Source organism: Arthrobacter sp. ZGTC412 (assembly GCF_002929215.1).
Lineage (GTDB): Bacteria > Actinomycetota > Actinomycetes > Actinomycetales > Micrococcaceae > Arthrobacter.
In genome coordinates this window covers 58227-72223 of the sequence record NZ_PJII01000005.1, presented here as the reverse complement: position 1 = coordinate 72223, position 13997 = coordinate 58227, and the positions used below count along the sequence as shown (strand labels likewise).

Genomic DNA, 13997 nt, shown 5'->3' with positions numbered 1-13997 from the left:
ATCACCACCCGCACCAATGAAGGGAACACCATGAGGAATCTGAACAAGATCGGCGGAGCGGCGGCCATTGCCGCTGCTCTGGCGCTGACTGCCTGCGGCGGCGGCGGTGGCGGGGCCACCGGGCCGGAGACGGCAAAGGGCCAGGAGGCGGGCAGCGACCTGTCCAAGCTCATCAGCATCAACGAAAAGCCCGCCGCCGATCTTGAACAGGGCGGCAAGGTCACCCTTCCGCTGGGGAACATCGGCCCGGACTTCAACGGCTTCTCCAACAACGGCAACAGCGCAGACAACTCCGCGCTGATGGCCCCGATGAATCCTGTTGCGGTTTCGGGCGGCGGCATCGGCGGCTGCTGGAAGGTCGACTTCGAGGGCAAGGCAACGCCCAACAAGGACTTCTGCGAGGAGGTCAAGAACGAAGTCAAGGATGGCAAGCAGACCATCACCATCCAGGTGAACGAAAAAGCCACGTACAACGACGGCACCCCCATTGACGTCAAGGCTTTCCAGAACACCTGGAACATCCTCAAGAGCCCCGATGCCGGTTACGACATCGTCACTTCCGGATCCTACGAATTTGTTGAATCCGTAGAGGCCGGCAGCAGCGACAAGGAAGTCATCGTCAAGACCAGCCGGCCGGTGTATCCGCTGGAGGACCTCTTCTTTGGCCTCATCCACCCCGCCGTTAATACGCCGCAGATCTTCAACGAGGGCTTCAACGGCGAACTTCACCCGGAGTGGATGGCGGGCCCCTTCAAGCTGGACCAGTACGACACCGCAGCCAAGACCGTGAGCCTGGTGCCCAACGAAAAATGGTGGGGCAACAAGCCGGTCCTGGAAAGCGTCGTCTTCCGTCAGCTGGAGACAAGCGCCCAGATTGCTGCTTTCAAGAACGGCGAGATCGACGGCGTATCAGCCAACACCGTCTCCCTCTACAAGCAGTTGGAAGGCACCAAAGATTCTGAGGTCCGCCGCGGCCAGCGCCTGTTCGCCGGCGGCTTGAACCTGAACGCCCAACGCATCACCGACGTTGCAGTCCGTAAGGCGATCTTCGCGGCAGTGGACCGTGAGGCCCTGCGCAAGGTGCGCTTCAACGGCCTGAACTGGGAAGAGCCCAGCTCCGGCTCCATGATGCTGCTGCCCTTCTCCGAGTACTACCAGGACAACTACCCCGTGAAGGAAACCGGTCCGGATGCTGCCAAGAAGGTACTGACGGACGCCGGCTACACCGCGAATGCCAACGGAATCATGGCGAAGGACGGCAAGCCCGCCGCCTTCAAGATCAGCAACTTCGGTGACGATCCCACCACCCTCGCCTTTGCCCAGACCCTGCAGAAGCAGCTCCAGGCCGGTGGCATGGATGTTGGCATCGACCAGCGTGCCTCTGCTGATTTTGGCAAGGTCCTGGGTTCACGTGAGTTCGACATGAGCGTCTCCGGCTACACGGTAGGCGCGGATGCCACATCGGCCGCCAAGCAGTACTACGACTCCAAGACCAACGAGAATCAGCTGGGCGACGCCGAGCTGGACAAGAAAATCGCTGACCTCGCGTCCATCGAGGACAACGCCGAGCGCAACAAGGCAGCCATGGAGGTTGAGAAGGCGCACATGGCCAAGTACTACTCCATGGGCGTGGTCATGAACGGCCCGCAGATATCCTTCGTCCGCACCGGCCTGGCGAACTACGGCCCGTCCCTGTTCCAGAGCCTGTCCCAGGTTCCGGACTGGACCACCCTCGGCTGGGAAAAGAAGTAACAGCCCGCGCTGACTAAAGATCAACTGAATACACGCACCACGGCAAGGCCGGCATCTCCTGGAACATCGGGGGATGCCGGCCTTCGCCGTTCCAGACGCTCTCTCACTTTTCGCGGGTTTTCCTGCAACGCTCTCTCACTTCATGCGGGTTTTCCTGTAACGCTCTCTCGCTTTTGAGGGGTCCGGCCGACGGTGCGCGGGGGTACCGTAGCCCTATGACTGACTCCGCCGCTCCACGCACCATCCGCACAGCCGTCGTCGGCTACGGCCTGTCCGGCAGCGTCTTCCATGCGCCCCTGATCGGGTCCGATGCACGCTACTCGCTGGATGTCATAGCCACATCCAACCCGGAAAGGCAGAAGGCGGCCATTGCCCGCTATCCGGGCGTGAGGACAGTGCACGACGGCGATGCCGTCCTTGCGCGCGCCGCTGACCTTGACCTCGTGGTGCTGGGTACGCCGCCGGCTACGCATTACCCGCTCGCCCGGGCCGCACTGGAGGCAGGGCTGGACGTGGTGGTGGACAAGCCGTTCGCCGTGACCAGCGGGGAAGGGCAGGAGCTTGTTGCCCTCGCCCGGCAACTGGGCCGGGTGCTGACGGTGTTTCAGAACCGGCGATGGGACGGTGACTTCCTGACGCTCCGGAAGCTCCTGGCGGCGGACGCCGTGGGGAAGGTGACCAGGTTCGAGTCAAGGTTCGAGCGGTGGTCCCCCGCCATCGCCAAGGCCTGGAAGGCTCACGCCACCGCGGCCGACGGTGGCGGCGTCCTGTTCGACCTCGGGAGTCACCTGATCGACCAGGCACTCCTGCTGTTTGGTCCCGCAGCCGTGGTCCATGCGGAGCTGAAGGCCCGGCGGGCGGATGAACGCGCGGATGACGACGTGTTCCTGGTGCTGCGGCACGACTCCGGGGTGGTGAGCCACCTCACCATGAACATGCTCTGCGCGCAGCAGGGCCCGCGGTTCCGCGTCCTGGGTTCCGTGGGCGGCTTCACCAAGAACGGTGTGGACCCGCAGGAGCCCTACATTGTGGCGGGCGGCAGCCCCCTTGATGCAGGGTACGGTGAGGAGGCGCCGGAGTGGGCGGGCCTCCTGGGCCGTGACGGCCACCTGGATGCCCTGCCCACCGAGCGCGGCAGTTACCCGGAGTTCTACCGGCTCCTGGCGGACAAGATCCTCGACGGGGGAGCGACCTCAGCCCTCCCCGTTCCAGTAGATCCGGCAGGACCAGTAGAGGTCCTCAAATTAATAGAACAAGCACGTGAACTGTCCTCGGCGAGGAGCTAACCTCCAGCGCGGGACATAAGACTTACGCCGAGACCAGCTCGTGCCAGTCCGCTACGAGGGGCAGGTCGTGGGCCTCGGACACGGAGTGGTGCGCCACGTGGCCGGCGGCGATGTTCAGGCCGGCTGCGAGGGCGGGGTCCCGGTCGAAGGCGGCCTTGACGCCGAGGTTGGCCAGCGACACGGCGTACCGCAGGGTCACGTTGGTCAGGGCGTAGGTGGACGTGTTCGGAACAGCGCCGGGCATGTTGGCCACGCAGTAGAAGATGGTGTTGTGGACCTTGTAGGTGGGCTCCTGGTGCGTGGTGGCGCGGGTGTCCTCGAAGCAACCGCCCTGGTCCACGGCGATGTCCACGAGAACCGAGCCGGGCTTCATGCGGGCCACCAGGTCGTTGGTGACCAGCTTGGGGGCCTTGGCGCCCGGGATCAGGACGGAGCCGATCACCAGGTCGGCGTCCACCACGGACTTTTCGATTTCGTACTTGTTGGACGCCACGGTCTTGAGGCGGCCCTGGTACTGGGCGTCCAGTTCGCGCAGGCGGTTGATGTTGATGTCCAGGATGGTGACGTCGGCGCCCAGGCCAAGTGCCATGGCAGCGGCGTTTGTGCCGGCAACGCCCGCGCCGAGGACAACCACCTTGGCAGGGCGGACGCCCGGGACGCCGCCCAACAGCACACCCTTGCCGCCGGCGGGAGCCATGAGGGAGGAAGCGCCCACCTGCACGGACAGCCGGCCGGCCACCTCGGACATAGGGGCCAGCAGCGGAAGCGTCCGGCCTTCCTGCACCGTCTCGTAAGCGATGGCCGTGACGCCGGAGTTGATGAGCTCGCGGGTGAGTTCAGGCTCGGCGGCGAGGTGGAGGTAGGTAAAGAGGACCAGGCCCTTGCGGAAGCGGTGGTATTCGGCCTTGATGGGTTCCTTGACCTTCATGACCATGTCCGCCCGGGCCCAGACGTCATCGGCTTCATTGACGATCTCGGCGCCGGCGATGGCGTATTCCTCGTCGGTGATGCCTGAGCCCAGCCCTGCCCCGCGCTCCACCAACACGGTGTGGCCGTGGGTGCGGAACTCGTGGACACCGGCAGCAGTGATGGCTACCCGGAATTCGTTGTTCTTGATCTCTTTGGGGACACCGATGATCATCGTAGGCTCCAGGTTCTCGGCAGGTAAGCCGGAAAGTGCGGAAGGATTGCGTGTTTCCACGATAAGTCCGTTTGTGAGCCAGCTGACACGGTGTGGTCAAGGGGGCTCCAGCAAAACCCCGGGATTCAGCGGATTTTGTCCATGCGCCCTCGACATCTGTTCAGCGGCTAAGCGTCAGGTGTCGCCTCATGTTCGTTCGTCCGCCAGGGCGCAGAAGCAGTAGTGTTGGCCCATGCAGCAGGGTGTGGAGCAACTGGTTGAGCAGGTGGCGCAAATGCTGGGTCGCGGCCTGTCCCTGGAGGACCTGGACGGCGTGCTGCTGGCTTACAGCTCCAACCAGTCCCATGCGGACCGCGTGCGCGTGAACTTCCTGCTCAGCAAAAAGGTGCCGGCCGACGTGAGCGCCTGGCAGCTGTCCCACGGCATTGCCACAGCAGTGCGGCCGGTGGTGGTTCCGGCGAACCCGCACCTGGGAATGCTGGGCCGTGTTTGTGTCCCGCTGATGGTCCGCGGCTTCCGGGTGGGTTACCTCTGGGTGCAGCAGGACTCCGTGGAGGAAAACCCGACGGCGATCCTCACCCAGTTGCCGTCCGTCAACAACGAGTTGGAAATGCTCTCCGGGCTGCTGCTCGACTCGAACACCGCGGAATCCGAGTTCCGGCGGGGGCGTGAGCGGGAGTTCCTGGCTGCGTGTGCCGGGGAAGCAAACGCGGTGGCGGCAGTGGCAGGGTGGAAGGAGGTGCAGGGCCGCGGACCGTGGCAGATGGTTACAGTCCTCGACGCCGACGGCTGGGCGGGCGGGCCCGATCCCATCGCTTCGACCCTGATTCACCGCTCGGCAGCTCTGCAGGCGACCGTGGGCGTCGATGCCGTCCTCTTCAGCGCCGGGGCGGAGACGCACTCGGTGGGGCTGTTCCGCGAGTCCTCCGGCAGGGCAAACCATGCGCAGGTTCTGGTCCACTACCAGCTGGAGTTGGCCAAGCGCTCCGGCCGGCCGGTCCACCGGATCATCCTGGGGATCAGTGAAGGGTTTGCCAGGCCGCGGGAGCTCGCCGAGGCCTACCGGCAATCAAAAGTGGCTGCGCAGGCCGCTGCCGTGGATCCGCAGCTCGGGGAACTGGTGGACTGCCGGTCCACCGGTGTTTACCAGCTCCTGGCCTCTGCCGGGGGAGGGGCCGGCGCCTGGGCTGACTCTGGATCCGTCTACTTCCGTATGCTCGAGGACCACGACCGCAACGGAGAACTCATCCCGGTCCTGGAACTGCTGTACGACAACGACGGCTCCGTCCAGGACGTGGCTGCGAAACTTCACCTGCACCGCAGCAGCATCTACAACCGGCTGGGCCGGATCCGCCAGCTGTTGGGCGTGGACCCGTTGAAGGGGCTGCCCCGCCTGGAACTCCACGCTGCCCTCAAAATGCGCCGCTGGGCACTTCGGCCCCGAATTTAGCGCAAGGATCAGCTGCCGTCGGCCTCATTGCCGGCAGCCTGATCTGTGGCCGCCTTCTTCTTCCGGTCCTTCTTCTGCCCCTCCAGCCACGCCATGATCGCCGCCAAGGGGATCCGCCGGTGGCTGCCGCGGTACTCAACGGGGATCTCCCCGCGGTCGGTCATGTTGCGGAGGTAGGTGTGCGAAATTCCCGCCAGTTCTGCAGCCTTGGACGTGGTCAGCATTTCCTCCACACTGCTCACCGTCACCGCCTCGCCGCGGCTGAACCGCTGCAAGAGGTCAACGACGGCGTCCCTCGCCAGGGGTGGCAGGCGGTGGACGGTGCCGTCCACAAAAACCGTGATGTCGTCGCTGCCGGCCAGCGCCTGCTGGAGCTTTACGGCCTCCTCGGGCGGAAGGGCGCCGGCCATCCTGGGAGCAATGAGTGCCATGGCCCCAGCCTACCGGGGCGTCCCGGCCAACCGGTGCGCCCCCCGGTCCGGCGGTATGCTCGGCTGATGGCATTGAGTGATGGCAAAGACGTGCATTCCGGCGGTTTACAGGGAAGGCTTTACGCCTCCGTCCATCCGGCGGAGACTGGAGCGCGGCCGGCTTATGTCCTGCTGCACGGCATCGGTGTTTCCCACCGCTACCTGGCCCGGCTGCATCAGGAACTGGCCAAAGAAGCGGACGTCTACTCCTTCGACCTGCCCGGCTTCGGAAAGGCGTCAAAGCCCGGGCGCCAGGTGCAGGTTGAAGAGTTTGCGGCGTTCGTGAGCGCTGTCCTGGCGGAATCCGGAGTGCATAACTACGTGCCGGTGGGCCACTCCATGGGCACACAGTTCGCAGTGCAACTGGCGCTGCAGGAACCCGGGCGGGTGGACGGCGTCGTTCTGATGGGTCCGGTGGTGGAGACCAGCAGGAAGTCGGTGGGCAGGCAGGCGATGGCACTGACGCGGGACTCAATGTTCAGTGAGTCACTAACCTCGAACGCCATCGTGTTCAGCGACTACTTCCGGGCCGGCCCGCGCTGGTACCTGACCGAATTGCCCGTAATGATGGAATACCCGCTGGAGGAACGGCTCGCGGAGGTCACGCAGCCGGTGCTGGTGCTCCGCGGCACCAAAGACCCCATTGCCCGCCGCCCCTGGTGCGTGAACCTCGCCGAGGTTGCCCGGCAGGGAACCATGGCCGAGATTCTGGGCCAGGGCCACGTCTTCCAACACACTGCCCCGGAAACCGCTGCGCAGGCCATCAGCGGCTGGGTCAGGGCCGTCAACGGCTTCGACGTCGCGGCCTGACAGAAACCCCCGCCTTCACGGCGGGGGCAGGGCGTCAGAGCCCGAGTTCTTCCAGGACCGGCAGCTTTTCCCGCACCCACGCCCGCGCCTCGGTGGCGCTGGGGGCAGACAGGGCAAGCTTGGCCAGCTGCTGCGCCTCATCGAGGGTGACCGTCTTCAACACCGCTGCAACGGCGGCGAGGGACCGGGCCGTCATGGACAGCGTTGCCACGCCCAGGCCCGTCAGTACGACGGCGAGGGCCGGGTCCGCGGCCGCCTCACCGCAGACGCCCACGGGTTTGTTACTGCCCTCAGCACGTGACCCCTCAACGGTCAGCCCGACCAGGCGCAGGACGGCCGGCTGCCATGGAGTGTTGAGGTTGGCGAGGGGGCCAAGCTGGCGGTCTGCGGCCATGGCGTACTGGGTCAGGTCGTTGGTGCCAAGGCTCGCGAAACCCACTTCGCGGAGGATGGCTTCGGCAGTCAGGGCGGCGGAGGGGACCTCCACCATCACGCCGGGGGTCTTGATGCCGGCGTCTGCGCACATGGAGGCGAAGCGGGCAGCCTCTTCCGCCGTCGAAATCATGGGGGCCATGACCCACACGTCCGCTTCGGACTGTTTTTCTGCCAGCGCGATGGCTTCCAACTGGCGGTCCAGGACGCCCGGGGTGGTGAAGTCCGTGCGGTAGCCGCGGACACCCAGGGCCGGATTGGGCTCGGTGGAGTCGGTCAGGAACGGGAGTGGTTTGTCGGCGCCGGCATCGAGCGTCCGCAGGACCACTTTCTTCCCCGGGAAGGCGTCGAAAACGCTCTTGTAGGCCGCGGCCTGCTCTTCCACCGAGGGTTCGGTATCCCGTTCCAGGAAGCAGAACTCGGTGCGGAAGAGGCCCACGCCCTGGGCGCCCAGCTTTGCAGCCGCCTCGGCGTCCTTGCCGCCGCCCACGTTGGCGAGCAGGGGCACAAGGTGGCCATCCGCCGTCGCGCCCGTTCCGCTGAACTCTGCCAGCAGTGAAGCGGTAGCCGCCCATGCCTCCGCTGCTGCCAGCAGGGACTCGTCAGGCTCGGACGTGATGCTGCCTGCCGCGCCGTCCACGTACACTTCGGTGCCGTCCGGAAGTTCGTCCACGCCGACGGCGGCGACGACCGCGGGAAGGCCGAGGGAGCGGGCGATGATGGCGGTGTGGGACTGGGGGCCGCCGCCCGCGGTGACAAGGGCCAGGACCTTGTTCGGGTCCAGGGTGGCGGTGTCGGCCGGTGCCAGGTCCTCGGCCACCAGGACGAAGGGTGTGCTCGACGCCGGAATGCCGGGCGCGGCAACACCGCGCAGCGCGGCGACGATGCGGGCGCGCACATCCAGGACGTCGGTGGCGCGCTCGGCCATGTAGCCGCCCAGGTTGTGCAGCATTTCAGAGACGGAGGAGCCGGACTCCCAGATGGCACGCTCGCCCGACATACCGCGGGCAATGAGCTTGGCGGCACCCTTGATAAGCATGGTGTCCTTGGCCATCAGTGCAGTGGCTTCAAGGACTGCCTTGCCGTCGCCGGTGGCGTGGGCCGCGCGCGCCTTGAGTTCGTCGTGCACTGCCTGGGATGCCGCCTTCAGGGCTGCGGTGGCTTCCTCGGCGGTGGTGCCTGCTGCCAGTTGTTCGCCGGCGGGAGGTTCGCTGATGGGTTTGGGCATCTGCCGGACGGTGCCGATGACGCGGCCTGGACTGACGCCTACTCCTGGGAAGTTCTGCACTGAAGGTCCTCATTCTCTGCCGGTTGCCAGGCCCGCCGATATCATCCGGCGTTATGCCGGTCCGCCGGAGGACTGCTACGTCCGGAAGCGGGAAACGTGCCTGAAAAAAATTGTATGTGATTCAGTTCATATAGCAATGCTATAGGTGCTAGGGTAGCGGTTATGAGTTTGGATGGCCAGCTTCCCCCCAAAATGCGGCTGCTCCGTGCAGCGGCGGAATTGCTGGCAAATTCTGCGGGAGCGCCCGTTTCCACCCGCCAGATCACGCAGCTGGCAGGGGTGACAGCTCCCACGCTGTACCACCACTTCGGTGACAAGGAAGGTCTGTTTGACGCCGTCGTCGCCGCAGGGTTTGAAGAGTATGTTGCGGGCGAAAGGGATTTCGCCCCCTCCGGACAGCCGCTCGAGGACATTCGGAGAATGTGGGACAACCACGTGCAGTTCGGGCTCAACCAGCCGGAGCTGTACTTGGTGATGTTCGGCAACATCCGCCCGGAAAGCCGCCCCGCCATCGTTGCCGATGCCGAGGCGCTCATGGAGGAGATGCTGAACAAAGCAGCGGTGGCGGGCCAGCTGAACGTCCAGCCCAGGGAAGCTGCCAGGTCCATCCTGGCCGCGAACGTGGGCGTGACGCTGATGCTGATTGCGGAACCCGCCCCTGACCGGAACCTCGAACTGTCCACCATGACCCGGGACGCCATGATCTTCGCGGTGTCCGCCGAGCCCGCTAACGGCGCGGCCCCGGGCGACAACGGAAGATCCTCGGTGGTGGTGGCAGCGATCGCCCTGAACGCCGCACTTCAGGCCTCGCACTCAGACCAGCTCTCCAGCTCGGAACTCAAACTCTTCCTCGAATGGCTTCACCGCATCTCCACCAGCCCGGCCGGCTGAAACGCGCCACCCAGTTCCACCAGTACGTCGTCGTAAGTATCGGACCATCCTGCGGAGCAGCGGGAATGACGGTTAGGAAATCACATGGCAACAGAGACAGTTGCAAAACCCCGCACCAGCATGCGGGTTGGTGTCCAGAAATTCGGGACGTTCCTGTCGGGGATGATCATGCCCAACATCGGTGCCTTCATTGCCTGGGGCCTCATCACGGCCCTCTTCATTGAAAAGGGCTGGCTGCCTGTTCCGCAGCTGGGCGGCTTCGGCGAGACAAATGGTGTGCCGAACACAGGCCTCGTTGGGCCGATGATCACGTACCTGCTGCCCCTCCTGATCGCCTACACCGGCGGCAGGATGGTCTACGACGTCCGTGGCGGCGTGGTGGGCGCCATCGGAACCATGGGCGTGATTGTGGGTGCCGGCATCCCCATGTTCATCGGCGCCATGATCATGGGCCCGCTGGGCGGCTGGACCATGAAGAAGATCGACTCCATCTGGGACGGTAAGATCCGCCCCGGCTTCGAGATGCTGGTCAACAACTTCTCGGCGGGCATCTGGGGCGCCCTGCTTGCACTGCTTGGGTTCTATGGCATCTCGCCGCTGGTTACCGCCTTCAGTACGGGCGCGGGCAACGTGGTCCAGTTCCTGGTCAACAATGGCCTGCTGCCCCTGACCAGCATCTTCATCGAACCTGCAAAGGTCCTCTTCCTCAACAACGCCATCAACCATGGCGTGCTCACTCCGCTGGGCGTGCAGCAATCCCTGGAGCAGGGCAAGTCCATCCTGTTCCTGCTTGAGGCGAACCCCGGCCCCGGCCTGGGCATCCTGCTCGCCTACATGTTCTTCGGCCGCGGCGTTGCCAAGGCTTCGGCGCCCGGTGCCGCGATCATCCATTTCCTGGGCGGCATCCATGAGATCTACTTCCCGTACGTGCTGATGCGCCCGCTGCTGATCCTGGCTGCCATCGCCGGTGGCATGACCGGCATCGCGACGCTGGCCATCACCAATGCGGGCCTGGTTGCCCCGGCTGCCCCGGGTTCCATCATTGCCGTTCTGGCCCAGACCTCGCGCGACAGCTACATCGGGGTCATCCTCGCGGTCCTGCTGGCCACGACGGTGTCCTTCCTCGTGGCCTCGGTCATCATGAAGACCACCCGCCACAGCGACGAGGGCGACCTGAACGCGGCCACCTCCAGGATGGAGCAGATGAAGGGCAAGAAGAGCTCCGTCTCCTCCACCCTGACAGGTGCCGGAGCTGCTGCCGGTGGCGGCGGGGTCGGTGTCCTGGCGGGACCCGTGCGGAACATTGTGTTCGCGTGCGACGCCGGCATGGGCTCAAGTGCCATGGGTGCCTCCGTGCTGCGCAACAAGATCAAGGCTGCCGGCTTCCCGGACGTAAAGGTCACCAACGCCTCCATCGCCAACCTCAAGGACGACTATGACGTTGTGGTCACCCACCAGGACCTGACCGAGCGCGCCAAACCGGCCACGTCCAGCGCGGTCCACTACTCCGTTGACAATTTCATGAGCAGCCCGGAATACGACGAGATCGTGGAGCTGGTCAGGGAGAGCAACACCGAAGGGACCGTGGCAACGGAAGGCCCGGACGCCGGTGCGGGAACGCCCGGCGGAGCCGCAGCATCCGGACCCGCAACGGGAGTGGCAGCCGGCGCAGCTGCCGCCGGCACCGCCGTCGGAACATCCGAAAGCGAAGCGCCAGCAACCGGAACCTCCGAAATCCTTGCCCGGGAAAGCGTGGTGCTCCGCGGAACAGCCACCACCCGTGACGCCGCCATCGACGAAGCCGGCCGGCTCCTGCTGGCCCGCGGCGCCGTAGATGAGGATTACGTCCGGGCCATGCACGAGCGCGAGCAGTCAGTGTCCACGTACATGGGCAGCTTCCTGGCCATCCCGCACGGAACCAACGCGGCGAAGGACCACATCCGGAAGTCCGCAGTGTCCGTGATCCGCTATCCGGAAGGCATCGACTGGAACGGCAAGCAGGTCAAGTTCGTCGTGGGCGTCGCCGGCATCAACAACGAACACCTGCACATCCTGTCCTCCATCGCGAAGGTCTTTACCAACAAGGAACAGGTGGCCCGGCTGGAGGCCGCAACGTCCGAGGACGAGGTCCTGGAGCTCTTCGGAAAGGTCAACGCATAGTGAAGGCAGTACATTTCGGCGCCGGAAACATCGGACGGGGCTTCGTGGGCCTGCTGCTGCACAACGCAGGCTACGAGGTGGTGTTCGCGGATGTCGCCGAGGAGCTCATCAACCAGCTCGCCGAGGCGGACAGCTACGCCGTGCATGAAGTGGGGGAGAACCCCGCGGTGCGGACCGTGAACAACTTCCGGGCATTGAATTCCAACACCCAGGAAGCAGAGCTCATCGCGGAAATCGCGACGGCGGACATTGTCACCACCGCAGTGGGGCCGCACATCCTCAAGTTCGTGGCTCCGGTCATCGCCAGAGGCATAGTGGCAAGGGGAGCCGGGCTGGCCCCGCTGCAGGTCATGGCCTGTGAGAACGCCATCAACGCCACCGACATCCTGGCTAAGGAGGTGGCCTCCCAGCCGGGTGCGACCGCCGGAGTGCTGGACGGCAAAGCGGTGTTCGCCAACACCGCCGTGGACCGCATCGTCCCCAACCAGGAAGCGGGCCAGGGCCTGGACGTCACGGTGGAGACATTCTACGAATGGGTCATCGACCGCACTGCTTTTGGCGGTGCCGCCCCCGAGATTCCTGGTGCCACGTTTGTGGATGAGCTTTCGCCGTACATCGAGCGGAAGCTGTTCACGGTCAACACCGGCCACGCGTCGGCCGCCTACTTCGGGTTCGAGGCGGGCCTGGAGAAGATCTCCGAGGCCATGGCGGACCAGGATGTTGCAGAGGACGTGCGGGCGGTGCTGGAGGAGACCAAGCAGCTCCTGGTGGCAAAGCACGGCTTCAGCAACGACGAGCAGGAGGCCTACGTCCAGAAGATCCTGGTCCGGTTCTCCAACCCGTACCTGCCGGACACTGTAAACCGGGTGGGGCGGGCTCCGCTCCGCAAGCTGAGCCGGCACGAGCGGTTTATTGGGCCCGCCGCGGAACTTGCCGAACGCGGTGTGGTGCCCGAGGCGCTTCTCGGCGCCATCGCCGGCGCCCTGCGGTTTACCGATCCTGCCGATGCCGAGGCAACAGAGCTGGCCGGCATCCTGGCGTCGGCCAGCCCGGAAGACGCCACTGCCCGAATCACCGGCCTGGAGCCCGGGCACCCGCTCTTCAACGCCGTCGCCACACTGGTGGAGGAGCGCCAGGCGGAGGTAGCCCGCACTCCCGCCTGAACGCCTGCTCACTTCCTGCGGCTTTTCGGCAACCCTCCTGCAATGACGACGCCGGCACTCGCCTGAGTGCCGGCGTCGTTCTGTGTGACCTCTCCCACTTATGACGGATTACGGCTGCTTCCGTTTTGAAGTAAGCCTTCCCTTACTTATAGGCTCTGGGTCATTAGGCAACGAAGTTGTGATGTATTAGCCGAGCGGAGATAAACGTGAAGAAGAAGCTGTCGAGCTATTTGGGGGCACTTGCGGCGGGAGCGGCACTTTTGACCCTGACCGCCTGCGGAGGAAGCGCGACGGCGACGCCCGCTGAAGAAGCGACCTCTATCACCGTGGAGCACGCCCAGGGCAGTACCGCCAACGTCCCCGTCAACCCGGAGAGGGTCTTCACGTTCGATCTCGGCGTCCTGGACACCCTGGACGCACTTGGTGTCGAGCCTGCAGGCGTGCCGGAAGCCGCCTACCCCGAGGCGCTCAGCAAGTACGCCGACGCGAAGTACACCAAGATCGGTTCCTTGAAAGAGCCTGACTTCGAGGCCGTCAGCGCAGGTGACCCGGACCTCATCATCATCTCCGGCCGCACCGCCGGGGCCTATGAGGAACTGAGCAGTATCGCCCCCACCATCGACCTGTCCATTGATGCGGCCCAGCCGCTGGAAAGCTTCGAGTCCCAGACCGAAAAGCTCGGAACCATCTTCGACAAGTCAGCGGAAGTGGAAGAGAAGCTCTCCGCCGTCGACGCCGCCATCTCCGAGACCAAAACCAAGGCTGCCGATGCCGGTAAGGGCCTCATCGTCCTGACCTCCGGCGGCGAAGTCACCGCCTATGGCGCCGGCTCACGCTTCGGCATTATCCACGACGTCCTGGGCGTGCCCACCGCCGCCGACGTCAAGGTCGACGGCAGCCACGGTGAGGCAATCTCCTTCGAATACATCAAGCAGGCCAACCCTGACATCCTGTACGTGATCAACCGCGATACCGCGGTAGGCACCGAAGGCTCCGCCGCCAATCCCATCCTCGACAATGAACTCGTCCAGTCCACCAGTGCCGCCAAGAACAACAAGGTCATCAACCTTGACCCCGCTGGCTGGTACATCGTGGGTTACGGCCTGAACAACGTCAAGGCCATGGTTGACGCCGTCGCCGAGTCTGTCGCCTGA

General features: G+C 64.9%; 11 protein-coding genes. 8 read left to right on the top strand and 3 right to left on the bottom strand.

Features of this window, described 5'->3' with window-relative positions:
- Positions 1–30 precede the first annotated feature (30 nt).
- Positions 31–1752: an ABC transporter family substrate-binding protein gene (locus CXQ88_RS08585; protein WP_104043886.1), complete on the top strand. Its 1722-nt coding sequence runs from the start codon at positions 31–33 to the stop codon at positions 1750–1752.
- A gap of 215 nt (positions 1753–1967) precedes the next feature.
- Entirely contained in the window at positions 1968–3038 is a 1071-nt protein-coding gene (locus CXQ88_RS08580; RefSeq protein WP_104043748.1) for a Gfo/Idh/MocA family protein, read from the top strand.
- A 22-nt stretch (positions 3039–3060) separates the two neighbouring features.
- Here CXQ88_RS08580 and ald read toward each other — a convergent pair whose 3' ends face one another.
- Positions 3061–4179 carry an alanine dehydrogenase gene (ald, locus tag CXQ88_RS08575; protein ID WP_104043747.1) on the bottom strand — a complete coding sequence of 373 codons (1119 nt, stop codon included), beginning with the start codon at positions 4177–4179 and terminating at the stop codon, positions 3061–3063.
- A 232-nt stretch (positions 4180–4411) separates the two neighbouring features.
- Between ald and CXQ88_RS08570 the strand changes: the two genes are divergently transcribed.
- Positions 4412–5629 (top strand): PucR family transcriptional regulator, encoded by a 1218-nt coding sequence (locus tag CXQ88_RS08570; protein WP_104043746.1) that lies wholly within the window; start codon positions 4412–4414, stop codon positions 5627–5629.
- 8 nt (positions 5630–5637) lie between these two features.
- Here CXQ88_RS08570 and CXQ88_RS08565 read toward each other — a convergent pair whose 3' ends face one another.
- Positions 5638–6060, bottom strand: a complete 423-nt coding sequence (locus CXQ88_RS08565) for a helix-turn-helix domain-containing protein (RefSeq protein WP_104043745.1) — start codon at positions 6058–6060, stop codon at positions 5638–5640.
- A gap of 66 nt (positions 6061–6126) precedes the next feature.
- On the opposite strand from CXQ88_RS08565, the gene CXQ88_RS08560 reads away from it, so the two are divergent.
- On the top strand, positions 6127–6909 hold the full coding sequence (locus CXQ88_RS08560; RefSeq protein WP_104043744.1) for an alpha/beta fold hydrolase: 783 nt from the start codon (positions 6127–6129) through the stop codon (positions 6907–6909).
- Positions 6910–6943: 34 nt separating this feature from the next.
- Here the strand turns inward: CXQ88_RS08560 and ptsP are convergent, their stop codons facing one another.
- The gene (ptsP, locus tag CXQ88_RS08555) at positions 6944–8629 is read right to left on the bottom strand and encodes a phosphoenolpyruvate--protein phosphotransferase (RefSeq protein ID WP_104043743.1); all 1686 of its coding nucleotides are present in this window, start codon (positions 8627–8629) and stop codon (positions 6944–6946) included.
- Positions 8630–8791: 162 nt separating this feature from the next.
- On the opposite strand from ptsP, the gene CXQ88_RS08550 reads away from it, so the two are divergent.
- The 4 genes from CXQ88_RS08550 to CXQ88_RS08535 all read left to right on the top strand — a co-directional run bounded on the left by CXQ88_RS08550 (position 8792) and on the right by CXQ88_RS08535 (position 13997).
- Positions 8792–9520 carry a TetR/AcrR family transcriptional regulator gene (locus CXQ88_RS08550; RefSeq protein ID WP_104043742.1) on the top strand — a complete coding sequence of 243 codons (729 nt, stop codon included), beginning with the start codon at positions 8792–8794 and terminating at the stop codon, positions 9518–9520.
- 84 nt (positions 9521–9604) lie between these two features.
- Complete coding sequence (locus CXQ88_RS08545; protein WP_104043741.1) at positions 9605–11680, top strand: PTS mannitol transporter subunit IICBA; 2076 nt, start codon at positions 9605–9607, stop codon at positions 11678–11680.
- Positions 11680–12843, top strand: a complete 1164-nt coding sequence (locus CXQ88_RS08540; protein WP_104043740.1) for a mannitol-1-phosphate 5-dehydrogenase — start codon at positions 11680–11682, stop codon at positions 12841–12843. Before CXQ88_RS08545 ends, CXQ88_RS08540 begins: the two co-directional genes overlap by 1 nt.
- A 206-nt stretch (positions 12844–13049) precedes the next feature.
- Positions 13050–13997: a siderophore ABC transporter substrate-binding protein gene (locus tag CXQ88_RS08535; protein ID WP_104043739.1), complete on the top strand. Its 948-nt coding sequence runs from the start codon at positions 13050–13052 to the stop codon at positions 13995–13997.